This window comes from Acidovorax sp. ST3 (genome assembly GCF_003231145.1).
In the GTDB taxonomy this organism is placed as follows: Bacteria; Pseudomonadota; Gammaproteobacteria; order Burkholderiales; family Burkholderiaceae_C; genus Acidovorax.
The window spans coordinates 525,938-550,312 of sequence record NZ_QKVP01000001.1 but is presented as its reverse complement, the minus strand read 5'-3'; the positions used below and the strand labels follow the sequence as shown (position 1 = coordinate 550,312).

Sequence of the window (24,375 nt, the reverse complement as noted above, 5' to 3'; positions counted from 1 at the left end):
CCAAAACAAAGGGCCCTCGAAAGGGCCCTTGTGTGCATTTGAAAACTTCCCCTGGGCAGACGCTGTGTGGCGTGTACCGGGAGTTCAGATACCCGTCATATCCGTCCCATCAGCAGCAGGATCACCAGGATCAGCACCACCAGGCCAATCCCGCCGCTGGGCCCGTAGCCCCACGAGCGGCTGTGGCCCCAGGTGGGCAGCGCGCCGACCAGGATGAGGATCAGAACGATCAGAAGAATCAGCGAGAGTGACATGGCAGTTCCTTGTTGGAGTGGTTTGCGGTGAGTGCATTGTTGGGGTGCACCCCGCGAACTGCCCGCAGGTGCCGCGCCCGCCGCGCGGTCAGGGATTTCCGACACCGGCTGTGGGATGCGCGGACTGCAGCGGGGCGCGGCCCCGCTGGCTCACTGCGCCGCCATGTCAAAAATGATAGCTACCAGCGCATAATCCCCTAGCGCTTGCGGCCGTTTTGGTCTGAGGTGTCCGCCGCGAGGCCGTGCCACGCGGCGGACGGGCTCAGTGGGCGCCCGCAGCGTCTGCCGCGCCCGCGCCGCCGGTGCGCGCCGGGCGTTTGGTCAGCCAGATCAGCCCGATGAGCAGCAGGAACAAGCCCGCCGAGCCCAGGAAGATGTCGTTGGCCGCGCGGGTGAAGGCCTGCTGGTCGATCAGCCGGTTGATCTGCGCCAGCGCCTGCATTTGCGTGAGGCCCGAGGCCATCAAGCCGTCCAGCGTCTGGGCAAACACGCCCTGGCCTTGCACCAGCCCCTCAGTCAGGTGGGCGTGGTGCATGGCGGCGCGGCTTTCCCACAGCGTCGTGGCAATCGAGGTGCCCATGGCCCCGGCGGTGATCCGCACGAAGTTCGACAACCCTGCCGCCGCCGGGATGCGGTCCGGCGACACACCGGCCAGCGTCAGCGTGGTCAGCGGGATGAAGAAGAACGCCATGGCCGCACCCTGCAGCAGCGTGGGGATCAGGATGTGGATGAAGTCCGTCTGCACCGTGAACTGCGAACGCATCCACAGCACCGTGCTGAACACAATGAACGCCCCGGTGGCCATGCGGCGCGGGTCCCACTGGCCGACCTTGCGGCCCACCAGCGGTGTGAGCAGGATGGCAAACACACCCACCGGCGCCAGCGCCATGCCGGCCGAGGTGGCGGTGTAGCCCATCCACTGCTGCAGCCACAGCGGTAGCAGCACCACGTTGCCGAAGAATAGCGCGTAGGCCACCGACAGCGCCAGCGCGCCAAAGGTGAAGTTGCGGCCCTTGAAGAGTTTCAGGTCCACCACCGGATGCTTCTCGGTCAGCTCCCACACCAGGAACACGGCAAACGCCACCACAGCCACCACACACAGGGTGATGATCTCGCCCGAGGCAAACCAGTCCAGCTCCTTGCCCTTGTCGAGCATGAGTTGCAGCGCGCCCACCCACAGCACCAGCAGGCTCAGGCCCACGGTGTCAATCGGCAGCTTGCGGATGGGGGTCTCGCGCTTGCGGTAGATGCCCCAGGTCAGCACCCCGGCCAGCAGGCCCACGGGCACGTTGATGTAGAAGATCCACGGCCAGGAGATGTTGTCGGTGATCCACCCGCCCAAGAGCGGCCCCACCACCGGCGCGACCAGCGTGGTCACGCCCCACAGCGCCAGCGCCGTGCCCGCCAAGGCACGCGGGTAGCTGGCCAGCAGCAGCGTCTGGCTGAGTGGAATCATCGGCCCGGCGACTAGGCCCTGCAGCACGCGGAAGAAGACCAGCATCTCCAGCGAGGACGCAAAGCCGCACAGCCAGGACGTGAGCACGAACAGCAGCACGCTCATGGTGAACAGGCGCACCGCGCCAAAGCGCTGCGTGAGCCAGCCGGTGAGCGGCACCGAGATCGCATTGGCCACACCAAAGCTGGTGATGACCCAGGTGCCCTGGCCGGGGCTCACGCCCAGGTCGCCGGCAATGGCGGGGATGGAGACGTTGGCGATGGACGAGTCCAGCACGTTCATGAACGTGGCCAGCGACAGGGACAGCGTGCCCAGCAGCAAGGCGGTGCCCTGCAGTGGCGGATAGGCAGCGGGCGGGCCGGGTGGCGCCGCAGGGGGCGACACCGCAGCAGGCGCCGCCGGAGCGGGGGCCTGGCCTGCGGCGTCAGCAGTGGGGTTGGCGGCAGTCATGCTCGGTCAACCCCGCTCACTGCACCACGGGGGCTTGCACTGCAGGTTGCACGGGGGCTGATGCGTGCTTCTGGGCTTGCACGGCCTGCACAGCCTGCTGGCTACCCACCTTGGGCGATGCCACCGCCACGGCGGACTTGCCACTGCGGCCCAGGTTGGCGGCAATGATGTGCGCCACTTCGTCGTCGGCGGCCTTGAACTGCTCGTCAAACACGGCGGTGGCGGCCACGGGGGTGGTGCGCTGGGTGTCGGCCAGCGTCTTGCCGCTCTGGTCGGCGGTGTCCACCTTGACTTCCATCGACAGGCCCACGCGCAGCGGGTGCTCTGCCACTTCCTTGGGGTCGAGCGCAATGCGCACGGGCACGCGCTGCACCACCTTGATCCAGTTGCCCGTGGCGTTCTGTGCGGGCAGCAGCGCAAAGGCAGCGCCAGTGCCTGCGCCCAGCCCGGTCACCGTGCCGTGGTACGTGACCTTGGTGCCGTACACGTCGGCTTCCAGTTCGGCGGTCTGGCCGATGCGCAGGGTCTTGAGCTGGCTTTCCTTGAAGTTCGCGTCCACCCACAGGTCGTTCAGCGGCACCAGCGTCATCAGCGGGGCGCCGGCCTGCACACGCTGGCCCACTTGCACGCCGCGCTTGGCCACGTGGCCGTCCAGCGGGGCGACCAGCTGGGCACGCTGCACGGCCAGGTAGGCCTCGCGCACGCGGGCCGAGGCGCGCTGCACATTGGGGTGCTGCTCGACCGAGGTGCCTTCTGTCTGTGTCTGGCTGGCGGCCAGTTGTTCTTGTGCGGCCAGCACAGCCGACTGGGCGGCGGCCACGGTGCTCTTGGCGGCGGCTAACTGCGCGGTGGCGTGTTGGAACTCTTCCTTGCCCACGGCACCGCTGGCCATCAGCGGGGTGCGGCGGTTCACGTCGTCTTGCGCGCGGGCAGCATCGGCCTGGGCGCGGGCCAGGTCAGCGCTGCGCAGGCTGACCTGCGCCTTCAGCGTGGAGTTGTTGGCGTACAGGGTGCGCACTTCGCGCACCGTCTGCGCCAGCTGGGCCTCGGCCTGTTCCAGCGCCACGCGGGCGTCAGCGGGGTCCAGCTTGACCAGCAACTGGCCGGCCTTCACAAAGTCGGTGTCGTCCGCGCCGATGGACACCACGGTGCCGCCGATTTGCGGCGTGATCTGCACCACGTTGCCCGCCACGTAGGCGTTGTCGGTGGTCTCGACATGGCGGCCATTGGCCCAGTGCCAGCCGCCCCAGCCAATGGCCACCAGCGCGACGGCGGCAGCAATCAGGGTGAGGCCCCGGCGGCGGGCGGTGTTGGACTCGTTGGCGGTGAGGGGTTCGCTCTTAGCGGTCATGGCAATGGTCTTTCAGGAATGTGTTGTTATGTGTTTTTGAAGAGGGCGGTGTGGCGTTCTGGGCCGGTCAGTGTGCGGCGGCGGTGTGCAGCACGGCCGTGTCGTCGGTCCAGCCGCCCCCCAGGGCCTTCATCAGCACCAGGCGGGTGTCGAGCTGGCGCGCGCGCAGGTCCACGGCCAGGCGGCGCTGGGCCAGCACCTGGCTTTCGGTGGATAGCACCACCAGGTAGTTGCCCAGGCCCGCGCGGTAGCGCTCCTGCGCAAAGCGGTAGGCCTTTTCAGCACTGGCCACGGCTTCGTCCTGCAAGGCCTGCTGGCGGGTGAGCGACTGGATGGAGGCCACGGCGTCGCCGGCTTCCTTCACCGCATCGAGCACGGCGCCGTTGTACTGGGCGATGGCGGCATCCAGCTCGGCCGCGCGGCCGCCCAGCTGGGCGCGCAGGCGGCCGCCGTCAAAGATCGGCAGGCGCAGTGCGGGTGTCAAGCCCATCTGGCGGGAGCTGCCGTTGAACAGCCGGTCCAGCCCCAGCGAGTTCAGGCCGATGAACGCACCGATGTTGATGTTGGGATAGAACTCGCTGCGCGCGCTGTTCACGCCTTGCGTTGCCGCCTCCACGCGCCAACGGGCGGCCACCACATCGGGGCGGCGGCCCAGCAGGTCGGCGCCCAGCACCTCGGGCACGGCGGTGGGTTGCAGGGCTGCAAGGCGGGGCGTGAGCTGGGGCAGGGCGTCGGGCGCCTGGCCGGTCAGCACGGCCAGCTGGCGGCGGCCCAGGGTGATCTGTTCGTCCAGCGCTTCGATTTGTGTGCGGGCATCGGGCACGGCGGCCTGGGCCTGGGTCAGTTCGACCTGGCTGTCCAGGCCTGCTGCGGTGCGCTCTTGCGTGAGCTTGCGTTGTTCTTCACGCTGTTCCAGCGCACGTTGGGCCACGTCGCGCTGGGCCACCAGCCGGGCCAGGGCCACATAGCTGCGGCCCACCTGGGCGGCCAGGGTGTTGGCGGCGGCGGCTGCATCGGCCTGCGCGGCGCGGGCCTGGCCCAGGGCGGCCTGCAGCTCGGCGGCGTGCTGGCCGAAGAAGTCGGGCGACCAGCTCAGTGTGGCTTGCACGGTGCCGCTGTTGTAGGTGTTGCCGGCGATGGGGGCGGGCACCAGCCCGTTGGCGGTGTAGCGCTGGCGGGTGGCGTCCACGCCCAGTGTGGCTTGGGGGCCGTTTGCGGCCTCACGCACCTGGCTCAGGGCCACGGCTTGCTCCAGGCGGGCGCGGCTCACGGCCAGGCTGGGGTTGCCTTGCAGGGCGGTGTCGATCAGGGTGTTGAGCTGCTCGTCACCCAGAGCTTTCCACCACTGGCTGGTGGCCACCACGTCGGTGGTGGCGGCGGTCAGACCAGCGGCGGCCGGGGTGGTTTGCGCGATTGGCGTGTGTGCCGGGCCTGGGTTGGCGCAGCCCACCAGCAGCAGCGCGGCGGCCAGGGCAACTGCCGACACCGCCAGATGGGCGGCGAGGGCGGAGCGGGTGGACAGGGGAGTTGGGGCAGTGGCGGTCACGGAAATCTCCAGGGGCAGGGCAACAGGGCGGGATCAACCGGCTGCGGGTTCGGTGGGTGAGGGGGTCTGCTGGCGCAGCGCTTCGCCGTTGGCCAGCATGCGGCGCAGCATGGACAGCAGAAGCTGCCACTCGTCATGGCTGAAGTCGCTGAGGTGGCCGTTGAGCACATCGGCCAGCACGGGGGGCACCAGGGCTGCAATGCGCTGGCCTTCGGCCGTGAGCTTGAGCTGCACGACGCGGCGGTCCACGGTGGAGCGCTCCCGCACCACCAGACCCTTGGCTTCCATGCGGTCAAGCGACCGGGTCATGGAGGCCGGGTCGGTCTCCAGGTCCCGCGCCAGGGTGGCCACGGTGGCGGTCTCGCACAGCGACAACTTGAACAGCGGCAGCCACTGGGCGTAGGTCAGGTCGTGCAACGACAGCTGGGCATCGGCCTGCGTGCGGATGGACGACATCACCTTGCGCATCAGGTAGCCGACGCTGTTTTCGGGCACCAGCTTGCTGGGGTCGTAGTGCTCGGCGTTGTAGAACGCGGGGGCTTGGCTGGGTTTGGGGGGGGCTGACATGGGTGAGGAATTTAATTGACTAGACAATTATTGTCTTTGCATTGATTAAATTCCTGACACCGAAAAGGGGCCTTTGGGCTGGGGCGGGGCCCACGGACGGGGTGTAACGGATGGCGGTTTGCGGTGCCGGAATTCGCGCATGCGACCGAAGCGCGCCCCTGCGATCAATCTCACGCACAGTCAGTTTGCTACGTATTTGATAGCTTTCGAGGCATGTTCGACTAGCGCATCAATCCAAAAAGCCTTGATATTTGGAGCTCAGGCCGTCACCGATATAGTGGGGCGCCTCGCTGTTCGACCCTTCCGTACCTTGCCCACCGGGACACCGCCATGACCGCTGCCGCTGATTCCTCTGTCTCCCTGCCCACCGCCTCGGACATTTGCCCGCCCTTGCGTTTTGCTGTGATGGGCGCGGGCGCCGTGGGCTGTTACTTTGGTGCCCTGCTGGCCCGCGCGGGCCATGCCGTCACGCTCATCGGGCGGCCCGCCCATGTGCTGGCGGTGCGTGACCACGGCCTGCGGCTGCAGACGGCGGCGATGGACGTGCAGGTGCCCCTGGCGGCCAGCACCGAGGCCAGCGCGGTGCACGGCGCGGACGTGGTGCTGTTCTGCGTGAAGTCGTCCGACTCGGAAGACGCGGCGCAGCAGATATGCCCCCACCTCGCGCCCGGCGCGCTGGTGCTGACCTTGCAGAACGGCGTGGACAACGACGAACGCGTGCGCGCGGTGCTGGACGCCTGCACCCCCGTGGCCGCCGCCGTGGTGTATGTCGCCACCGCCATGGGCGGCCCAGGGCATGTGGTGCACCATGGCCGGGGCGAGCTGGTGATTGCACCTTCGCCACGCAGCGACGAGGTGGCCCGCCAGCTCACGGCAGCGGGCATCCCTACCCAGGTGTCAGACAACGTGCGCGGTGCGCTCTGGGCCAAGCTGGTGCTCAACAGCGCCTACAACGCGCTGTCGGCCCTGTCGCAGCAGCCCTATGGCCCGCTGGTGCAGGTGCCCGGCGTGACGCAGGTGATTGCCGACATCGTGGCCGAATGCCTGGCGGTGGCAGCGGCCGATGGGGTGACGATTCCGGGCGATGTGCAGGCGGCGGTGCGTGGCATTGCCAGCACCATGCCCAGCCAGTATTCGTCCACCGCGCAGGACCTGGCGCGGGGCAAACCCACCGAGATCGACCACCTGAACGGTTATGTGGTCAAGCGCGGCGCCGCACTGGGGGTGCCGACGCCGCTGAACCACGCGCTGCAGGTGCTGGTCAAGTTGGCCGAGATGAAGCGCGCTGCCGGCTGAGCCGGGGATCGGTCAGGCCAGCGCCGCTTCTTCCAGCAACCGCTCACGCACTTCCTGCGCGGCCTGCACCATGTGGCGCAGGGCGGCTTCGGTCTCGGGCCAGCCCCGGGTCTTGAGGCCGCAGTCGGGGTTCACCCACAGGTGCTCCACGGGCACCACCTCGGCGGCTTTTTCCAGCAGTGCGGCCATCTCCTGCACTCCGGGCACACGGGGCGAGTGGATGTCGTACACGCCGGGGCCGATCTCGTTGGGGTACTTGAAGTCGCCCGCGCCACCTGTGGCGCTTGCACCGAACGCTTGTAGCAGCTCCATGTCCGACCGGCTCGTCTCAATCGTGATCACATCCGCGTCCATGGCCGCGATGGCGGGCAGGATGTCGTTGAACTCGCTGTAGCACATGTGGGTGTGGATCTGCGTATCGTTGCGCACGCCGCTGGCGCTGATGCGGAAGGCGCGCGTGGCGCGCTCCAGGTAGCTCTTCCACCCCGCGCGGCGCAGCGGCAGCCCTTCACGGATGGCGGGCTCGTCGATCTGGATGATGGCGATGCCGGCGGCTTCGAGGTCGCGCACCTCGTCGCGGATGGCCCAGGCGATCTGGTCGGCCGTGGTGGCGCGGGGCTGGTCGTCGCGCACGAAGCTCCATTGCAGGATGGTGATGGGGCCGGTGAGCATGCCTTTCATGGGTTTGGCGGTGAGGCTCTGCGCGTACTGCGTCCAGGCCACCGTCATGGGCGTGGGGCGGGCCACGTCGCCGTAGATGATGGGCGGCTTCACGCAGCGCGAGCCATAGCTCTGCACCCAGCCGTTGGCGGTGAAGGCAAAGCCGTCGAGCTGCTCGCCGAAGTATTCGACCATGTCGTTGCGCTCGGCCTCGCCGTGCACCAGCACGTCAATGCCCAGCGCTTCCTGCTTGCGCACGGCCAGGGCAATTTCCGCTTCCATCTTCTGTTGGTAGTGCGTAGCGTCGAGCGCACCGCGCTTGAAGGCGGCGCGTGCTGCGCGGATCTCTGCCGTCTGTGGGAACGAGCCGATCGTGGTGGTGGGCAGCAGCGGCAGCTTGAGGCGCGCGCGCTGGGCTTTTTGCCGCGCGGGGAAGGCGCTGGCGCGCTGGTCGGCGCCCGGCGCGGCGGCGGCAATGCGGGCGGCCACGGTGGCGCGGTGCACACGCGGGCTGGCGCGGCGCGCGGCCAGGGCGGTGCGGGCGGCGTGCAGTTCGTCGTCCACGGCCGCTTCGCACTGCGACAAGGCGGTAGACAGAACGCGCAGTTCGTCCAATTTCTCCACCGCAAACGCCAACCAGGACTTCACCTCGGCATCCAGCTGCGTTTCGGCCTGCAGGCTGAACGGCACATGCAGCAGCGAGCACGATGGCGCCAGCCACAGCTCGCCCTGGTGTTTGTCGGCCACGGGGCGCAGCTTTTGCAGTGCCCCATCCAGGTCGGCGCGCCAGATGTTGCGGCCGTCCACGATGCCCACCGACAGCACCTTATGCGAGGGCAGCCAGTCAGCCACGCCCACCAGCTCGTCGGGCGCGCGCACGGCATCCACATGCAGGCCCGCCACAGGCAGCTGGCAGGCCAGGCGCAGGTTTTCGGCCAGCGGCGAGAAGTAGGTGGCCAGTAGCAGCTTGGGCGCACTGCGGGCCAGCTGCCAGTAGCTGGGCTCAAAGGCATGGCGCCACGCATCGGGCAGGTCCAGGCCCAGGATGGGCTCGTCGATCTGCACCCATTCCACGCCCTGGGCTTTCAGGCGCGCCAGCACGGTTTCGTACACCGGCAGCAACTGCTCCAGCAGGCTGAAGCGGTCAAAACCGGTCGTCTTGGATTTGCCCAGCCACAAAAAGCTCAGCGGCCCCAGCAGCACGGCCTTGACGCGGTGGCCCAGCGCCTGGGCCTCGGCCACTTCGGCAAACAGGCGCTCGCTGGCCAGGTGGAATTGCGTGTGGGCGCTGAACTCGGGCACGAGGTAGTGGTAGTTGGTGTCGAACCACTTGGTCATCTCCAGCGCGGGTTGGCCGGTGGTGTGCTTTGCAGTGCAACCGGCGCTGCAGCCCGCGTGATCGTCGGCGGCTTGGGCCGACACGCCCCGCGCCATCGCAAAGTAGCGGGCCAGCTCGGGCGCGTGGGCATCAAAGCCAAAACGCGCGGGCTCGCAGCCCAGCAGCTGGATGTGGTTGGCCACATGGTCGTACAGCGCAAAGTCGCCCACCGTGACATAGCCCAGGCCCGCATCGGCCTGCGCCTGCCAGTGTTGCTGGCGCAGCTGGGCGGCGGTGGACTGCAGCTCGGCTTCGGTGCTGTCGCCCCGCCAGAAGGATTCGAGCGCGAATTTCAGTTCGCGCTGCGCCCCCATGCGCGGAAAGCCCAGGGTGTGCGTGAGCACGGGGCGGCGGGTGGTGGCGGTTACCGAAACTGCGGCGAGCGACATGGTGATTTCCTTCTTCTGAATGGAGCAATGCAATGAAGGCACCGATGGTCGCGCGGGCTCGTTTATTATTCAAACGAAAGTTTTAGTCGATCAACTTGAATATTAATAATGAACCAGTCGATCCTGGAAGTGCGCCACCTGCGCACGCTGGTCGCCCTGCGCGACAGCGGCAGCCTGGTGCGGGCCGCGCAGTTGCTCAACCTCACGCAGTCGGCGCTGTCGCACCAGATCAAGCTGTTGGAAGACCGCTATGGCCAACCGCTGTTCGAGCGCAAATCGGTGCCGCCCCAGTTCACCGCCGTGGGCGAACGTCTGCTGGCGCTGGCCGACGCCGTGCTGCCGCAAGTGGAAGGGGCCGAGCGCGACATCGCCCGCCTGGTGCTGGGGCAGGGCGGGCAGATGCGCATTGCGGTGGAATGCCACACCTGCTTTGACTGGCTGATGCCCGCCATGGACGCTTTCCGCACCCGCTGGCCCGAGGTGGAGCTGGACATCGTGAGCGGCTTTCACGCCGACCCGGTGGGACTGCTGCACCAGGGCCGGGCCGATGTGGCCATCGTGTCGGAGGTGGATGCCGACGAGGCGGGCGTGGACTACCACGCGCTGTTCGGCTTTGAGATCCGCGCGCTGCTGGCCAACACGCACCCGCTGGTGGCCCGGCCACACCTGGTGGCGCAGGACTTTGCCGACCAGACCATCATCACCTACCCCGTGCCCGACGAAATGCTGGACCTGATCCGCCAGGTGCTGGAGCCCGCCGGTGTGCGCCCCCCGCGCCGCACCACCGAGCTGACGGTGGCCATGCTGCAGCTGGTGGCCAGCGGGCGCGGCGTGGCGGCGCTGCCGCTGTGGGCGGTGCAGAGCTACCTGGACCGGGGGTATGTGACGGCGCGGCCCATCGTGGCGGGGTCTGGTGACAAAGGTCTGCGCGGCGAGCTGCATGCTGCCTGCCTGCCCAGCCTGTCGGCCAAGCCGTACCTGCAGGACTTTGTGCAGGTGACGCGCGAGACGAGTTTCGTCACGCTCAAGGGCGTGGAGTTGCTGTGACCGGATCAGGCGCGTACTTGTCGCCCACCTCTTCGCGCAGCGGGTGGGTGTCGTAGACGATGTTCATGTCGCGGATGCGGGTGCTGCCCGCGTCGAACGTGAACACATCCACGCAGGTGAAGGTCACCTCGCGGCCGTCGTTCAAGGTCCAGTCGTAGCGGAAGTAGGCCGCCACGCGCACCGATCCATCCTGGCTGGGCTGCGCGGAGGCAAACAGATCCAGCACCGTGATCACGCTGCCGCTGGAGGCCTGGGCGAGCTTTTTGAAAAAGTCGCTCGCGCGCATGGTGCCCAGAAAGGGCGAGTGCACCACGCCATCGTCTTCAAAGCAGGCGATCAGCCCATCAGTGTGGCTGGCGTGCAAGTGGGCGAGGTAGGTGCGGACGGTGTCGATGGGGGTAGGGCTCATACGCGGCGTTGCAAAGGTCGTGGAGTGGAGTGCGTAGCTTCGCCAAGTCCGCGCCGCGCGACAAGAGACAATGGCGGCTTATACATAAGAGCTGTTTATGTATCTGCGCTATCTGCAATACCTCCATGCGGTCGTCGAGCAAGGCTCGTTTGCCTTGGCGGCCAAGGCCTGCGGCGTGTCGCAGCCCGCGATCAGCCACGGCATGAAAGCACTGCAAGCCCACTTTGCGCAGCCTTTGGTGGTTCGCGAAGGGCGCCGCCATGTGCCCACCGACCTGGCCCGGGCCGTGGCCGCGCAGGCGCTGCCGCTGGCACAAGGGGTGGAGGCGCTGCCCCGCGCTTCGGTGGCTGCGCCAGACCGCCATCGGCTGCGGGTGGGGCTCACGTCTTCAGCAGCGCTGGTCTGCGGCCCGCTGCTGTATGCCAGCTGGTGTTTGCCCAACGCCCGGCGCTCCCTGGAGATGGCGACGGCGGATGAGGGCAGTTTGCTAGAAGGCCTGCTGCAGCGGCGTTTTGATGCGGTCATCGCCCCCAAGCCGCGCAAGTTTGCGCACCCCGACGTGGTGGAGCGCCCCCTGTACGAGCTGCACCCCCAGGTCTATGCACGCAAAGGCCACCCTTTGGCCCGGGCCCAGTCGCTGGTGCAACTGCAGGGCGCTGCGTGGGCCTGTGTGGGGCCCAGTGTCAGCGGGCCGGTGGATGTGTTGACGGAAGCGCACCGGGTGCGCCGCATGTCGGCCCCCAAAATGTCCGTGCGCTGCCCCGACTTTGCCAGCCTGCTGCACCTGGTGGCGCAATCCGACCTACTGGCTGTTGTACCGCACCCTGCGTTGCTGGGCGGTGCGTCCACGCTGGTGGTGCCGCTTCGGCTGGCGGAGTCTCTGCCGCTGTATGGCATGTGGCTGTTTGAACCCCGGGGCCGCAAGTCGCGGCTGGGCCCCGAGGTGTTTGCGCCAACGGGATGAGTCTGGTTGAGATATTGCAGAAAAACTTGTTGTTTGAAATCGACGTTGCAAGACTCCATAATGGCCTTCCTCATCCCTTCACCGAGCCTTTGCACCATGCACCACTCGCTGCACCGTCCGCATTCAGTCCCTTCTTTTGTCCGCCCCCTGATGGCCTCGCTGGCGCTGGCATTTGCCGCCGCCGTGGCCCAGGCCGCGCCCGTGGCCGATGTCCATGCGCTGGCCCAGAAGGAACAGCAACCCCTGCTCGACACCCTGCGTGACCTGGTGCACATCGAGTCGGGCAGCAAGGACATCGAGGGGCTGAACCAGATTGCCGAGCGCATTGCTGGCCAGCTCAAGCAACTGGGCGGCACGGTGGATGTGCTGCAGACCAGCGATATCTACCGCCTGGACGACACCCCGGAGAAGGTGGGCCCCGCTGTGCAGGCCGTGTTCAAGGGCACGGGCAGCAAGAAGATCATGCTCATCGCGCACATGGACACCGTGTACCTGAAGGGCATGCTCAAAGGCCAGCCGTTTCGCATCGATGGCGACAAGGCCTATGGCCTGGGCATCTCGGACGACAAGCAGGGCATCGCGCTCATCATCCACACCGTGGCCCTGCTGCAAAAGCTCAATTTCAAGGACTACGGCACGCTCACCGTGCTGATCAACGGCGATGAGGAAATCAGCTCGCCCGGCTGGCGCAGCACCATCACTCGTGTGGCGTCCGAGCAGGACGTGGTGTTGTCGTTCGAAGGCGGCGGCACCGACGGCACGCTGCGCCTGGCCACCAGCGGCATTGGGGCGGCTTACCTTACGGTGCAGGGCAAGGCATCGCACGCCGGAGCCAAGCCCGAGGATGGCGTGAACGCGCTGTATGAGCTGTCGCACCAGCTGCTGCAGATGAAGGATTTGTCCAAGACCGACGAAGGGCTCAAGCTGAACTGGACGGTGTCGAAGGCCGGCACCAACCGCAACGTGATCCCGGCCGAGGCCACCGCCCAGGCCGATGCGCGTGCGCTGCGTGTGGCGGACTTTGACGGGCTGGAGAAGAGCCTGCAAGAGAAGGTCAAGAGCAAACTGCTGCCTGCCTCCAAGGTGGATGTGAAGTTTGAAGTGCGCCGCCCGCCTCTGGAGGCGAACGACGCATCCCGCCGCGTGGCGGGCTACGGCAAGGTGATTTATCAGGAGCTCGGCATGTCGCTCAACGTGGTGGAGAAAGCCACGGGCGGCGGCACCGATGCAGCGTTTGCCGCGCTCAAGACCAAGGGCGCAGTGGTGGAGGGCATGGGCCTGTCGGGCTACGGCGCGCACTCCAACGATGCGGAGTACGTGCAGCTCAACACCATCGTGCCGCGCCTGTACCTCGCCACGCGCATGATCATGGACATCTCACGCGACCGCGTGAAGTGACACGCTGAGCTGCCCCATGCCCTCCCTGTGAGGGCAGCGTTACGCAGGGCGCAGTGGTCGGCTCAGGCGCCCGGCGTGCCCGGCACCGGCGTCCGCACGGCGCCGGTTGCAAAGAAGGATTCCAGGTTCTCCAGCACCAGGTCGGCCATGGCGCGGCGGGTTTCGTGTGTGGCGCTGGCGGTGTGCGGTGTCAGCACCACGTTGTCCAGCGCCATCAGCGCGGCGGGCACGGTGGGTTCGTTCTCGAACACGTCCAGCCCGGCACCGGCAATGCGGCGCTCGGCCAGCGCGTCGGTCAGTGCCGCCTCGTCCACCACACTGCCCCGCGCCACATTGATGAGATAGCCGTGGGGGCCCAAGGCCTCCAGCACATCGCGGTTGACGAGGTGGCGCGTCGCAGCGCCGCCGGCCACGGTGAGCACGAGGTAGTCGGCCCACTGCGCCAGCGCGGTCACCGACTCGAAGTAGGGCAGTGCGCAATCCAGCGCCGGACGGCGGTTGTGGTACCCCACATCCATGCGAAAGCCGCTCGCGCGCTCGGCCACGGCCTGGCCGATGCGGCCCATGCCCACGATGCCCAGGCGCTTGCCCGACACGCGGGTGCCCAGCGCATACCGGGTCTTCGGCCATTCGCCACGGCGCACAAAACGGTCGCTGGCGGCCAAGAGGCGTGACACATCCAGCATCAGCGCAAACGCCATGTCGGCCACGCAGTCGTTGAGCACGCCCGGCGTGTAGCCCACCTGCACGCCGCGCGCAGTGGCTGCATCAATGTCCAGTGCATCAAAACCCACGCCAAAGCTGCTGATGACCTGAAGGCGGGGCAGGGCTGCGATGACTTCGCCCTTCAGGCCAATGGCCGCAGTGGTTACCACTCCGGTGAACTCCGTACCGCGCGCCGCCAAAAAGGCAGGCGGATCGGCCTGGTCTGCCAGGCAGGTGACGTCGTACCGGGCCGCCAGTTCGGCCTCCAGTGCAGGGAGGGGCAGGCGGCCGATTTGCAGGAGGCGGTGGCGGGTGGCTGTGGTCATGGTTTCGTGGGGCAACAGTGCCAAAAATACGAAGGGCGGCACACGGCCGCCCCAATGTGTTTACATCAAGCCGCAACGCGCACAGCCTGGCGGGCCAGCAGTTTCCACTGGCCGCCTTGCTGTTGCCACACGCCCAGGATCTTGATCTGCACCTTGCCGGGCTTGCCCGAGTCGTTGGTGTCGGCCGTGAGGGTGTGGCGCACGATGGCGGTGTTGCCCACGACCTTGATGCTCTGGTCGGTGATGGCAATGGTCACAAAGTCGGACTTGCCGGCGATCAGGTCACCGATGAAGCTGTCCTTGGTGTCCACGCGGCCGCCGGAGTGGCCGTAGCTCAGGTCGTCGGCCACCAAGGCCGTCAGCGCCGCAGGCGTAGGGTCGATCATGGCCACGCGCAGCTTTTCTGCGGCGGCTGCCACAGCTTGCTCGGCCGATGCCGAGGAACCGGTGGACACAGCGCCGGTGGCGCAACCTGCGAGCGCGGCAAGGGTGACGGCGGCGGCTGTGGCCAGAATGATTTTCTTGAACATCTTGTCTGTCTCCGTTGTTGTGTTGATGGTTTGGGAATGGGCGTGCCAGGACTGCCCCTGGGCCTGTGCACGGCCGGGCCCGGGGTGCTGGTTTGGACTGGAAAACAAAGAGGGCCTGGAAAACCAGGCCCTGAAAAGGCCCTTAATCAGCCGGTTCTTACTGCGGCCCGAGCTCGTCAATCAGCGCCTTGAGCTCTTCCATCTCGCTGGGCTTGAGGTCCACCAGCGGTGCTCGCACCGGCCCACCGTCATGGCCCACGATGCGCGCCCCCGCCTTGATGATCGACACGCCATAGCCCTCCACCCGGTTGCGGATGGCCAGGTACGGCATGAAGAACGACTTGAGCAGCCGGTGCTGCGTGGCCGTGTCATCGCTGGCCACCGCCTTGTAGAACTCCATCGCCGTCTTGGGGATGAAGTTGAACACCGCCGACGAATACACCGGCGTGCCCAGCGCCTTGTAGGCAGCGGCATACACCTCCGCCGTGGGCAGACCGCCCAGGTACGAGAAGCGGTCCCCCAGCTTCATGTAGATGGAAGACATGGTCTCGATATTGCCCACCCCATCCTTGAACCCCACCAGGTTCGGACAACGCTCGGCCAGGATGGCCAGGGACTCGGCCGTGAGCTTGGTGCGGTCACGGTTGTAGACGATCACACCGAACTTCACGCTCTTGCAGACCTGCTCCACATGGGCGATCAGACCTTCCTGCCCGGCTTCGGTCAGGTAATGCGGCAGCAGCAGGATGCCGTGGGCGCCCAAACGCTCGGCCTCTTGTGCATGGGCAATGGCCGTGCGGGTGGGGCCACCGGCGCCGGCAATGATCGGCACCTTGCCCCGGCAGGTCTCCACCGCCGTCTTGATGACCTCGCTGTACTCGGGGCCCGAGAGAGAGAAGTATTCACCCGTGCCACCGGCGGCAAACAGAGCGCTGGCACCGTAAGGGGCGAGCCACTCCAGGCGCTCGATGTAGGTTTTGGGGCGGAAATTGCCTTGCTCGTCGAAGTCGGTGATGGGGAACGAGAGCAGGCCGGAGCCCATGATGGTTTTGAGTTCTTGAGGGGTCATGATCAGTGCAGCGGGAGAGAAATGTGAATGAAACGGGTGTGCTTGGCGCTCAGTCGAGCTTGATGTTGGCGGCCTTCACCACGCTGGCCCAGCGCGCGCGTTCCTTGGTGAAGAACTGGTCCTGTTCGGAGGAGGTCATGGTCACCACTTCGGCGCCCTGGCCGGCCAGGCGCGAGCGGATCTCGGGCGCGCGGATGGCGGTGATGAGTGCCTTGTTAAGCTTTTGCACGACGGCATCGGGCGTGCCGCGTGGCAGCAGCACGCCTTGCCAGGTGCCGGATTCGTAGCCCGCTACGCCTTGCTCGGCAATGGTGGGCACGTCACCGATCAGCGGCATGCGGGTGGATTTGGAAACGCCCAGCACCTTGAGCTTGCCGTTTTGTACCTGGGGCAGGGTGGCCAGCATGCCGTTCATCAGCACCTGGGTCTGGCCTGCCACGGTGTCCTGGATGGCGGTGACGCCGCCCTTGTAGGGGATGTACTGCCAACGTGCACCGCTGGCGCGCTCCAGTGCAACGCCGGCCAGGTGCGGGGCGCTACCTGTGGCCGTCACGGCAAAGTTCAGCTCGTTCTTCTTGGAGTAGGCGATCAACTCCTTGAGGTTGTTCACCGGCACCGAAGGGTGCACCACCAGCAGGTGGGGCGAGTAGGCCAGCATGGTCACACCGCGCAGGTCTTTGGACGGGTCGAACGACAGCTTGGTGTAGACCGAGGGGCTGATGGCCAGTGCACCCACATCGCACAGCAGCATGGTGTAGCCATCGGGCTCGGCCTTGGCCACAAAGTCGGCGCCCAGGTTGCCATTGGCGCCGGGTTTGTTCTCGACGATCACGCTTTGCTTGAGTGACTCGGACAGCGCCTGGCTGATGGAGCGCGCAATGATGTCCGAGCTGCCGCCTGGTGGGTAGGGCACCACGATGCGCAAGGTCTTGGTGGGCCAGTCAGCGGTTTGGGCCGTGGCGGATGCCGCAGCCAGAGCGGCGGTGCAGGCCAGAAGAATTGCGCGACGTTGCAGGCTCATGGAAGGTCTCCGTGTGTTTATGTTGTTAGTCATCGTACAACCAGGTTCAAGGAAACACAATCCCTTGCTCGTGGGTTGTGGGCATATTCAACGGAATTTCAGGGTTTGTACTGAGATTTTTGGGCTGTAAATCTCCCCGATAGGCCAATCTACGGGCGTTTTGGTCCATGCGCCACTTCGGGTAATCCCTTTCTCCATCTCTGTTTGTCCTGGGTCAGAATGCCAACCTTGTTGTATGACGACATATCACAAATGAGCAATCCCGAGCGGTTTCACCACGCTCCAAGTGGCCTCCAGCAAGGCAGCGAACCCCAGCAACCACGATGGCCAGCGCGCTTGGCAGCCGCTGTGCGGCCACTCTCAAAGGACATTGCATGACCCTCCCATTCCGCATCCATCGCCGGGCCGCGCCCGTGGCGCTGGCCGTCGCTGCCGTGTTGGGCGCCCAGGCGGCGCAGGCCGCCACGTGGGTGTACGTGGCCAACGCAGACAGCCAGGATGTCTCGGTGCTGGAGCTGGACCGCACGGCCGGAACGCTCAAGCCCGTGGACACCATGGCAGTGGGGGGCACCGCCATGCCCATGGCTGTCAGCCCGGACAAGCGCGTGCTCTACGTGGCATTGCGCTCACAGCCGTTTCGGGTGGTCAGCCTGGCCATTGACCCGGTGAGTGGCAAGCTGCGCAAGCTGGGCGAGGCGCCGTTGGCCGACAGCATGGCCAATATCGACACCGACGCCACCGGGCGCTGGCTGTTCGCAGCCTCCTACCCCGGACACAAGATCACGGTCAACAGCATTGGCAAGGATGGCGTGGTGGGGGCGGTGCAGCAACTCATCCCCACCGCGCCCAACGCGCATGCCATCCATGCGGATGCCGCCAACCGCTATGTCTTGGCTACCAGCCTGGGTGGGGACCACCTCTCGGCCTGGAAGTTCGATGCCGAGACAGGCAAGCTCACCGCCCACGAGCCTGCATTGACGCCGGTCGCGCCCGAAAAATCCGGCCCCCGCCATTTTGTCTGGAGCCGCGACCAGCGCCACCTGTACTTGCTGGACGAGCTGGATGCTGCCCTGCATGTGATGGCCTACGACAAAGAGCGCGGCACCCTGCGCCCGCTGCAGCGCACCACCACATTGCCAGCAGGTTTTACCGGCAAGCCTTGGGCCGCCGACATTCACCTGTCGCCCGACGGCCGCACGCTGTATGCGTCGGAGCGCACCTCCAGCACGCTGAGCACGTTTCGCGTCGATGCCGCCACGGGGCAGCTGCAACCGCTGGGGCAGGTGCCCACCGAAAAGACGCCGCGCGGTTTTGCGGTGGACGCATCGGGTCGCTTCCTGATCGCGGCGGGGCAGGATTCACACCACGTCGCCCTGCACCCCGTCGACGCAGCCACGGGCCTGCCCGGCGCACCCACCCGCGTTCCAGTGGGCAAGAACCCCAACTGGATCGAGATCGTCGACATGCCCTGAGATCGCCCTTTTTTTTCATTACCCCAAGGAGACAAACACATGCAACGCAGAACCCTGGTCCAATCCGTCGCCCTGGCAGCCGCAGGCGCGCTGATGGCGCTGCCCGCCATGGCCCAGACCACCTGGCCCACCGGCAAACCCATCAGCTACGTGGTGCCCTTTGCCGCCGGTGGCACCACCGACACCCTGGCTCGCCTGATCGGCCAGCAACTGGGCACAGCCCTGGGCACCACGGTGGTGGTGGAGAACAAGGGCGGCGCCGCAGGCAGCATCGGCTCGGAGGCGGCCGCGCGCTCGGCCCCGGACGGCTACACGCTGCTGGGCGGCACCGTCAGCTCGCATGCCATCAACATCAGCCTGTACCCCAAGCTGGGCTACGACCCCATCAAGTCGTTCAGCCCCGTCACGCTGATCGGCACCAACCCGGTGGTGCTGGTGGTGTCCGCCGCCAGTCCCTACAAAACTCTGAAGGACGTGCTGACGGCCGCCAAGGGGAAGCAGGGTGGCCTGTCCTCTGCATCCGCCGGTACGGGCAGTTCGCAGCATCTGGCGGTGGAACTGCTGGCCTACAAGTCGGGCGTGAAGTTCACGCACATTCCCTACAAGGGCAGCGGCCCCGCGATCCAGGACGTGATCAGCGGCCAGGTGGACATGATGTTTGACACCACGGTGGTCGCTGCACCCCACATCCAGAGCGGCAAGCTGCGCGCCATTGCCGTCACGTCGCCCAAGCGCCTGGCCTCCATGTCCGACGTGCCCACGGTGGCGGAGTCGGGTGTGGCCGAACTCAAGGACTTCGAGGTGCAGTCCTGGCAGGCGATTTTTGTGCCGGCGGGTACGCCCACCCCGGTGGTGAGCCGCTTGCATGACGAGATCCGCAAGATCCTCGCCCAGCCCGACATGCAGACCCGACTCAAGGGGTTTGGCATGGAGCCCGCCGACATGAGCGTGGCCCAGATCGCCACGTTCCAGAAAGCCGAAGTGGACAAGTGGGCCCAGGTCATCAAGGCGGCCAACATCAAGGTGGATTGATCGCCCGCTGACCCCTTTTGCTCCCTGTAAAGACTTGGCGGAACAGCCTTCGGGCCGTTCCGCCTTTTTTATTGCGGGCCGGGTGCAGGTGCGTTTGCAGGGGTGTCCGCCGACGGAGAACGTGGCGCGAGCACGAGATCGGGATGCTGTCCGGTGAGCAACAAAAACATCGCAAACACCGGCCCCTGCATGTTGCGCTCGTCGGTCATGCTCTCCAGCGCCTGCCAGGTGCGCGACTGCACGCCGCCCCGGCTGCCAGTCTGCAGCGGGTAGCCCATGAGTTCGGCGGCTTGCGCCTGGCTGAGCCCGGCCGCAACGCGCGCGGCCTTGAGCTGCTCGCCGGTGGGCACAGGCATGGCAAGGGCCATGGCGGAAAGGGGTGGTGTGGACATGGTTTGCTATAAAAAGAAGAGCTAATTGGGCATGAAATACCAGCGCTACAGCCCATTTTTACCCAAAAAGCGGGAGCGTCATCCGGGTGTGGTGCAGGCACATCACTGGACAAAACAGAGAAGTGCCTGCGATGCAGGCGAGCGGGGTGCGCTTCTAGAATTCGCTCGCAATTGACGAACGTCAACACCCACAACAAGCCGCATCGGAGCGGCATCCGAGGAGGGATTCGTGAGCTACACCATCCAGATCTGGGAAAAGCCCGCCGATTGGCCATGGCCCACGACCAAGGCCGAGGCGGACGCGCAGTACGAGCGCGTGGAGGCAGGCCCCCAGGTGCCGATGAACCCCAAGTACGCAGCGTGGGCCCAGGCCGTCGAGCCGCGCTTTCCCGGGTTCTGGGACATTTACTTGGGCGGCCCTGACATCACCGATCCGACCTTTGGCGTGGGCATCCACACCCGCTTTCCGGACTGGGGGCCACCGTTTGACGATGGCTGGGAGCAGGCGGCCCGCCTGGGCCTGAACCTGTATGACCCGCAAAGTGGCGTGCACTACCTGGCCAACGGCGATGCCCCGGAAGAGCCCGATCTGCAGGTGCGCCACGCGGCACGGGCGCGGCAGGCAGGCGATGACGCCAGGGCCTGGGCCGAGTACCGGCGTTGGGCCGCGCGGGGCAACCCGCATGCGCTGTATGCCCTGGGCCGGGCCTTGCGATTTGGCACCATGGGCCAGCGCAGGCATTTCGATCTGGCGGCTGCGCTACAGCTCATGGGCGCGCATGATGCGGAGAACCGCAAGGACGCCCAAGCCTTCTACGAGCGCTTTCCGGACAAGGCCAAGGCCCGCATCCAGGCCCTGATGGCCCGGCTGAAGGCCGCCCCGGGCGAGCCACTGCTGCAGATCGTGGACGAAGAGCGCAAGGCGGTGGATGACGCCGTGGCCCGCAGCGAGCAACTGGCCTTGTACTCGCGCAAGCGCATCGAAGCGGCAGACGCACTGGAGCCCGCAGCGGCCCAGGGCCACGAGGTGGCCGCGTTTCTGCAGGCGCTGGAGACCGTGATCGGCTGGGAGCAACCGAACTTTGAGAACGCACGCTCCTGGTGCCAGCGCGCGGCGAACTGGGACCATGAACCCGCCAAACGCCTTTTGGCCGTGATGTTCGAGCGCGGCTGGGGTGGACCGGCGGATGCGCAGCAAGCCGCCAAGTGGAACGCCGCTGCGCAAGAGCAGCGGCAGCGGGTGCAGCAAAAGAAACAGGCCCAGGAGGCCTCTGAATCGCCCGGCGGCCTCAGCCTGGCGCCCATGGCTGCGGCTTCTGCGGCTGCGTCCACGTCAGGTGCCGCAGCACCCCTGGTGTGGACTGGCAACCCCCTGCGCGACCTGCCAGCCTGGTACGCCCGCGAAGGGGACCCGCACGCGGCTTTTCACCTGGGCACCAGCGACGAGCACGGCCGCTATGGCAGCCCCGTGAATCTGGCCCAGGCCCGCGCCTGGTATGCCCAGGCGGCCGAGGCGGGCCACGCCGACGCCACCTACAACCTGGGAACCTTTGTCGAAAGCGGCAAGGGCGGCCCCAAGGACGCGCTGGTGGCCAAGGCGCTGTTCATGCTGGCCAACACACGGGGCACCACCATGCAGGTGGCCGACATGCGCATCAAGCCACAGGAGCAAGGGCCCGTGCGGGCGCTGGTGATGGCGCTGCGCGAGCCGGGGCGGCTGCGCGCCGTGCTGCAAGAGCGTGGACTCGCCCCGAGTCTTCAGGCTCCTGGTGGGGCGGCCGCGCGGGTGGTGGGCGCAGCGGCAGCGGCGGGTCTGTCCGCAGGCGAGTGGGGGCGGGGCGATGGCGCCCCACCGTCGCCAGCTACAGCCAGGCCGCCAGAGCTACAAACTCCGCGTTCGCAGGCGCCCAGCCCATCGCGCAGCCGCACAGGCCCGACGCATCACAGCGAAGAGGAAGACGAGGGCGACGAGGGCGATGCCCATGAAGATGCCCGCTATGGACGCTCCACCTCCACGTTTGCATGGCACCTGGGCCATGCGGCACTGTGCATTGGTGTGGCCAACGGGGCATTGCTGATGGCTTTCTTCAAACCCGGAGCCAGCTTCCGCATGGGCATGCTGGTGCTGGGCCTGATCGCCGCGCTGGGCGCGTGGCGCACGGCGCGCGACTTTGACTGGTCGCCCCTGGCGCGTGCCGTGGTGGCGGTGCTGGCCGCCATCCCCTTGCTGGGCATGGGCGTGTGCCTGGGCCTGCTGTTCAAGGCCTTGCGTGAACGTGGGTAGGGGTGGGTCGCCCACCGCAAACCCGCGAGGCCGTCAGGCGGTTACAGGGTGCTCAAGCACTTGTGCAAAGTACGAATCGGGCTGGATGTTGGTGTAGTTGGGGATGTCTGCTGACAGCTCAGCCATCGTCGCTTTGGCGGCCGTCTGGGCCTGCTTCAGGTCGCTGAAGAACGCGTTGGTCAGCGCCACGATCTGGCCTGGGCGCGGCTCGCCGGGGTAGAGAACGCGGTCGCTTTCCAGCCGCACCAGGCCCAGCGGCTGCAGTGCCGCGCGGGCGATGCGCATGTGCTCGGAGTGGTAGTAGTCGTGGTTGAAGGTGGCGCCTTCACGCCAGCGGTAGACGGCGGTGACTTTGATCATCGGTGCGATTCCATCCGGTGGTTGAAACCCGCCACCGTAGGGACAACACACCCGGGGCACAGCCGCGTGCGCGACAGCGTGTCGCCCATGCGGCTGGAGGCCTGTCTGCCTCTGAGGGCTCAGTCCTCTTCAGATTCGCCCAGGAACCCGCCGCTCTGGTGCCCCCACAGGCGGGCATACACGCCGCCCTGGCCCAGCAGCTGGGCGTGCGTGCCTTCTTCCACAATGCGCCCCGCGTCCATCACGATGAGGCGGTCCATGGCGGCGATGGTGGACAGGCGGTGGGCGATGGCGATCACGGTCTTGCCCTTCATCAGGCCGTCCAGGCTTTGCTGGATCGCGGCTTCCACCTCGGAGTCGAGCGCGCTGGTGGCTTCGTCCAGCAGCAGGATGGGCGCGTCTTTCAGCATCACGCGTGCAATGGCCACACGCTGGCGCTGGCCGCCCGAGAGCTTCACGCCGCGCTCGCCCACATGGGCGTCGTAGCCGGTGCGGCCCTGCAAGTCGGTGAGGGTGGCGATGAAGTCGGCCGCTTCGGCACGCTCGGCCGCCTGGTGCAGGTCGGTCTCGCTGGCATCGGGGCGGCCGTACAGGATGTTGTCGCGCATGGACCGGTGCAGCAGCGAGGTGTCTTGCGTGACCATGCCGATGTGGCGGCGCAGGCTGTCTTGCGTGACATGGGCAATGTCCTGTCCGTCGATGAGGATGCGGCCGGACTGCACGTCGTGAAAGCGCAGCAGCAGGTTGACCAGCGTGGACTTGCCCGCGCCCGACCGGCCAATCAGGCCGATCTTTTCGCCGGGGCGGATGGTGAGGTTGAGGCGATCGATGACCGGGCGCGCGTCGGGGCCGCTGCCGTAGGCAAAGCTCATGTCTTCAAAGCGCACCTCGCCCTGGGTCACGACCAGGGGTTTGGCATCGGGGGCATCCACCACGGTGCGTGGTCGGGTCAGCGTGTTGATGCCGTCCTGGATGGTGCCCACGCTTTCAAACAGGGTGGTCATCTCCCACATCACCCAGTGGGCGTGGCCCGACACGCGCAGTGTCATGGCCGTGACGGCGGCCACGGCGCCCGCACCCACCTCGCCCGCAGACCACAGCCACAGGGCGGTGCCGCAGGCGCCGAGAATCATGGCCACCACCAGCAGCTGGTTGACGATCTCGAACAGGCTCACCAGCCGCATCTGCGCGTAGCCGGTGAGCTTGAATGCGTCCATGGCGGCACGGGCGAATTCGGATTCGCGCCGCGTGTGCGAGAAGAGCTTGACGGTGGCGATGTTGGTGTACGCATCGGTGATGCGTCCGGTCATCACCGAGCGCGCATCGGCCTGCTGCTTGCCCACCTGGCCCAGGCGTGGCACAAAGTACCAGCAGGCCAGGCCGTAAGCCACCATCCACGCGGCAAACGGCAGCAGCAGCCGCGCGTCAAACCCGGCCAGCAGCACGAGGATGGTGACCAGGTAGATGCCCATGCCGATCACCACGTCGGTGGTGGTGAAGATCATGTCGCGCACGGCCAGCGCGGTCTGCATGATCTTGGTGGTGATGCGGCCCGCAAACTCGTCGGCATAGAACGCCATGCTCTGTCCCAGCATCAGGCGATGGAAGTTCCAGCGCAGGCGCAGCGGAAAGTTGATGGCCAGCACCTGGTGCTTGATGCTGGTCTGCCAGGCGACCAGCACCACCGACGCCAGCAGCAGCACGGTGATGCCGATCAGCGCCGCTTTGCGTTCGGCCCACAGCGTGCTCGGAGACGCGGAGGTGGAGATCCAGTCCACCACCACGCCCAGCACCGCAAACAACAAGGCTTCGTATATGGCAATGGCTGCAGACAGGCCTGCCATGGCGGCCACGTAGCCCCGCAGGCCCCGGGTGCAGTCCCACACAAAGGCCAAGAAGGCCTTGGGCGGCAAGTGCGGCTCGGCAGCGGGGTAGGGGGGAAGTCGGCTTTCGAAAAAACGGAACAACGTCAAAACTCCTGGGGCCACGCGGTATGCACTACCGCGCGGGGCGGCAGCC

General features: G+C 66.7%; 21 protein-coding genes. 7 read left to right on the top strand and 14 right to left on the bottom strand.

What is annotated here, in order from left to right; translation table 11 throughout:
* Nucleotides 1-95 precede the first annotated feature (95 nt).
* From DNK89_RS02475 to DNK89_RS02455, 5 genes are all read right to left on the bottom strand, one after another.
* Nucleotides 96-254: a DUF3309 family protein gene (locus DNK89_RS02475; protein WP_007856361.1), complete on the bottom strand. Its 159-nt coding sequence runs from the start codon at nucleotides 252-254 to the stop codon at nucleotides 96-98.
* A gap of 262 nt (nucleotides 255-516) precedes the next feature.
* A complete protein-coding gene (locus DNK89_RS02470; protein ID WP_015014215.1) occupies nucleotides 517-2,160 on the bottom strand; it encodes a DHA2 family efflux MFS transporter permease subunit in 1,644 nt (547 codons plus the stop codon).
* 16 nt (nucleotides 2,161-2,176) lie between these two features.
* Nucleotides 2,177-3,511, bottom strand: a complete 1,335-nt coding sequence (locus tag DNK89_RS02465; RefSeq protein WP_110958758.1) for an HlyD family efflux transporter periplasmic adaptor subunit — start codon at nucleotides 3,509-3,511, stop codon at nucleotides 2,177-2,179.
* Between the two features lie 67 nt (nucleotides 3,512-3,578).
* The gene (locus DNK89_RS02460; protein ID WP_203422173.1) at nucleotides 3,579-5,057 is read right to left on the bottom strand and encodes an efflux transporter outer membrane subunit; all 1,479 of its coding nucleotides are present in this window, start codon (nucleotides 5,055-5,057) and stop codon (nucleotides 3,579-3,581) included.
* Nucleotides 5,058-5,090: 33 nt separating this feature from the next.
* Nucleotides 5,091-5,624 carry a MarR family winged helix-turn-helix transcriptional regulator gene (locus DNK89_RS02455; protein ID WP_015014212.1) on the bottom strand — a complete coding sequence of 178 codons (534 nt, stop codon included), beginning with the start codon at nucleotides 5,622-5,624 and terminating at the stop codon, nucleotides 5,091-5,093.
* Between the two features lie 330 nt (nucleotides 5,625-5,954).
* On the opposite strand from DNK89_RS02455, the gene DNK89_RS02450 reads away from it, so the two are divergent.
* Nucleotides 5,955-6,920, top strand: coding sequence for a ketopantoate reductase family protein (locus DNK89_RS02450; RefSeq protein ID WP_110958757.1), 966 nt, complete (start codon nucleotides 5,955-5,957; stop codon nucleotides 6,918-6,920).
* 12 nt (nucleotides 6,921-6,932) lie between these two features.
* Here DNK89_RS02450 and metE read toward each other — a convergent pair whose 3' ends face one another.
* Nucleotides 6,933-9,347 carry a 5-methyltetrahydropteroyltriglutamate--homocysteine S-methyltransferase gene (gene metE / locus DNK89_RS02445; RefSeq protein ID WP_110958756.1) on the bottom strand — a complete coding sequence of 805 codons (2,415 nt, stop codon included), beginning with the start codon at nucleotides 9,345-9,347 and terminating at the stop codon, nucleotides 6,933-6,935.
* A gap of 108 nt (nucleotides 9,348-9,455) precedes the next feature.
* On the opposite strand from metE, the gene DNK89_RS02440 reads away from it, so the two are divergent.
* A complete protein-coding gene (locus tag DNK89_RS02440; RefSeq protein ID WP_110958755.1) occupies nucleotides 9,456-10,394 on the top strand; it encodes a LysR family transcriptional regulator in 939 nt (312 codons plus the stop codon).
* Here DNK89_RS02440 and DNK89_RS02435 read toward each other — a convergent pair.
* Nucleotides 10,372-10,803, bottom strand: a complete 432-nt coding sequence (locus tag DNK89_RS02435) for a nuclear transport factor 2 family protein (RefSeq protein ID WP_110958754.1) — start codon at nucleotides 10,801-10,803, stop codon at nucleotides 10,372-10,374. The genes DNK89_RS02440 and DNK89_RS02435 overlap by 23 nt on opposite strands.
* Nucleotides 10,804-10,900: 97 nt before the next feature.
* Here DNK89_RS02435 and DNK89_RS02430 point away from each other — a divergent pair, with 97 nt between their 5' ends.
* The gene (locus DNK89_RS02430) at nucleotides 10,901-11,767 is read left to right on the top strand and encodes a LysR family transcriptional regulator (RefSeq protein WP_110958753.1); all 867 of its coding nucleotides are present in this window, start codon (nucleotides 10,901-10,903) and stop codon (nucleotides 11,765-11,767) included.
* A 96-nt stretch (nucleotides 11,768-11,863) separates the two neighbouring features.
* Nucleotides 11,864-13,165, top strand: a complete 1,302-nt coding sequence (locus DNK89_RS02425) for a M20/M25/M40 family metallo-hydrolase (protein WP_110958752.1) — start codon at nucleotides 11,864-11,866, stop codon at nucleotides 13,163-13,165.
* A gap of 62 nt (nucleotides 13,166-13,227) precedes the next feature.
* Here DNK89_RS02425 and DNK89_RS02420 read toward each other — a convergent pair whose 3' ends face one another.
* The 4 genes from DNK89_RS02420 to DNK89_RS02405 form a co-directional block, all read right to left on the bottom strand.
* Nucleotides 13,228-14,196 carry a 2-hydroxyacid dehydrogenase gene (locus DNK89_RS02420; RefSeq protein ID WP_110958751.1) on the bottom strand — a complete coding sequence of 323 codons (969 nt, stop codon included), beginning with the start codon at nucleotides 14,194-14,196 and terminating at the stop codon, nucleotides 13,228-13,230.
* Between the two features lie 65 nt (nucleotides 14,197-14,261).
* Complete coding sequence (locus tag DNK89_RS02415; RefSeq protein WP_110958750.1) at nucleotides 14,262-14,726, bottom strand: nuclear transport factor 2 family protein; 465 nt, start codon at nucleotides 14,724-14,726, stop codon at nucleotides 14,262-14,264.
* Between the two features lie 157 nt (nucleotides 14,727-14,883).
* Nucleotides 14,884-15,795, bottom strand: coding sequence for a 5-dehydro-4-deoxyglucarate dehydratase (gene kdgD, locus DNK89_RS02410; protein ID WP_110958749.1), 912 nt, complete (start codon nucleotides 15,793-15,795; stop codon nucleotides 14,884-14,886).
* Between the two features lie 49 nt (nucleotides 15,796-15,844).
* The gene (locus tag DNK89_RS02405) at nucleotides 15,845-16,816 is read right to left on the bottom strand and encodes a tripartite tricarboxylate transporter substrate binding protein (RefSeq protein WP_110958748.1); all 972 of its coding nucleotides are present in this window, start codon (nucleotides 16,814-16,816) and stop codon (nucleotides 15,845-15,847) included.
* A 374-nt stretch (nucleotides 16,817-17,190) separates the two neighbouring features.
* On the opposite strand from DNK89_RS02405, the gene DNK89_RS02400 reads away from it, so the two are divergent.
* Nucleotides 17,191-18,288, top strand: a complete 1,098-nt coding sequence (locus DNK89_RS02400) for a beta-propeller fold lactonase family protein (protein ID WP_110958747.1) — start codon at nucleotides 17,191-17,193, stop codon at nucleotides 18,286-18,288.
* Nucleotides 18,289-18,327: 39 nt separating this feature from the next.
* Nucleotides 18,328-19,320 carry a tripartite tricarboxylate transporter substrate binding protein gene (locus DNK89_RS02395; RefSeq protein ID WP_110958746.1) on the top strand — a complete coding sequence of 331 codons (993 nt, stop codon included), beginning with the start codon at nucleotides 18,328-18,330 and terminating at the stop codon, nucleotides 19,318-19,320.
* A gap of 68 nt (nucleotides 19,321-19,388) precedes the next feature.
* On the opposite strand, the gene DNK89_RS02390 is transcribed toward DNK89_RS02395, so the two are convergent.
* Nucleotides 19,389-19,688 carry a helix-turn-helix transcriptional regulator gene (locus DNK89_RS02390; RefSeq protein ID WP_238990667.1) on the bottom strand — a complete coding sequence of 100 codons (300 nt, stop codon included), beginning with the start codon at nucleotides 19,686-19,688 and terminating at the stop codon, nucleotides 19,389-19,391.
* 253 nt (nucleotides 19,689-19,941) lie between these two features.
* On the opposite strand from DNK89_RS02390, the gene DNK89_RS02385 reads away from it, so the two are divergent.
* The gene (locus DNK89_RS02385; RefSeq protein ID WP_110958744.1) at nucleotides 19,942-21,996 is read left to right on the top strand and encodes a tetratricopeptide repeat protein; all 2,055 of its coding nucleotides are present in this window, start codon (nucleotides 19,942-19,944) and stop codon (nucleotides 21,994-21,996) included.
* 33 nt (nucleotides 21,997-22,029) lie between these two features.
* On the opposite strand, the gene DNK89_RS02380 is transcribed toward DNK89_RS02385, so the two are convergent.
* The gene (locus DNK89_RS02380; protein WP_108625571.1) at nucleotides 22,030-22,356 is read right to left on the bottom strand and encodes an EthD family reductase; all 327 of its coding nucleotides are present in this window, start codon (nucleotides 22,354-22,356) and stop codon (nucleotides 22,030-22,032) included.
* Nucleotides 22,357-22,475: 119 nt separating this feature from the next.
* Nucleotides 22,476-24,323 carry an ABC transporter ATP-binding protein gene (locus tag DNK89_RS02375; protein ID WP_110958743.1) on the bottom strand — a complete coding sequence of 616 codons (1,848 nt, stop codon included), beginning with the start codon at nucleotides 24,321-24,323 and terminating at the stop codon, nucleotides 22,476-22,478.
* Nucleotides 24,324-24,375 lie beyond the last annotated feature (52 nt).

Bases quoted from the DNA above. Each gene is read 5' to 3' on its own strand.
- DNK89_RS02475 (WP_007856361.1), bottom strand. From the start codon at position 254: ATGTCACTCTCGCTGATTCTTCTGATCGTTCTGATCCTCATCCTGGTC.
- DNK89_RS02470 (WP_015014215.1), bottom strand. From the start codon at position 2,160: ATGACTGCCGCCAACCCCACTGCTGACGCCGCAGGCCAGGCCCCCGCT.
- DNK89_RS02465 (WP_110958758.1), bottom strand. From the start codon at position 3,511: ATGACCGCTAAGAGCGAACCCCTCACCGCCAACGAGTCCAACACCGCC.
- DNK89_RS02455 (WP_015014212.1), bottom strand. From the start codon at position 5,624: ATGTCAGCCCCCCCCAAACCCAGCCAAGCCCCCGCGTTCTACAACGCC.
- DNK89_RS02450 (WP_110958757.1), top strand. From the start codon at position 5,955: ATGACCGCTGCCGCTGATTCCTCTGTCTCCCTGCCCACCGCCTCGGAC.
- metE (WP_110958756.1), bottom strand. From the start codon at position 9,347: ATGTCGCTCGCCGCAGTTTCGGTAACCGCCACCACCCGCCGCCCCGTG.
- DNK89_RS02440 (WP_110958755.1), top strand. From the start codon at position 9,456: ATGAACCAGTCGATCCTGGAAGTGCGCCACCTGCGCACGCTGGTCGCC.
- DNK89_RS02435 (WP_110958754.1), bottom strand. From the start codon at position 10,803: ATGAGCCCTACCCCCATCGACACCGTCCGCACCTACCTCGCCCACTTG.
- DNK89_RS02430 (WP_110958753.1), top strand. From the start codon at position 10,901: ATGTATCTGCGCTATCTGCAATACCTCCATGCGGTCGTCGAGCAAGGC.
- DNK89_RS02425 (WP_110958752.1), top strand. From the start codon at position 11,864: ATGCACCACTCGCTGCACCGTCCGCATTCAGTCCCTTCTTTTGTCCGC.
- DNK89_RS02420 (WP_110958751.1), bottom strand. From the start codon at position 14,196: ATGACCACAGCCACCCGCCACCGCCTCCTGCAAATCGGCCGCCTGCCC.
- DNK89_RS02415 (WP_110958750.1), bottom strand. From the start codon at position 14,726: ATGTTCAAGAAAATCATTCTGGCCACAGCCGCCGCCGTCACCCTTGCC.
- kdgD (WP_110958749.1), bottom strand. From the start codon at position 15,795: ATGACCCCTCAAGAACTCAAAACCATCATGGGCTCCGGCCTGCTCTCG.
- DNK89_RS02405 (WP_110958748.1), bottom strand. From the start codon at position 16,816: ATGAGCCTGCAACGTCGCGCAATTCTTCTGGCCTGCACCGCCGCTCTG.
- DNK89_RS02400 (WP_110958747.1), top strand. From the start codon at position 17,191: ATGACCCTCCCATTCCGCATCCATCGCCGGGCCGCGCCCGTGGCGCTG.
- DNK89_RS02395 (WP_110958746.1), top strand. From the start codon at position 18,328: ATGCAACGCAGAACCCTGGTCCAATCCGTCGCCCTGGCAGCCGCAGGC.
- DNK89_RS02390 (WP_238990667.1), bottom strand. From the start codon at position 19,688: ATGGCCCTTGCCATGCCTGTGCCCACCGGCGAGCAGCTCAAGGCCGCG.
- DNK89_RS02380 (WP_108625571.1), bottom strand. From the start codon at position 22,356: ATGATCAAAGTCACCGCCGTCTACCGCTGGCGTGAAGGCGCCACCTTC.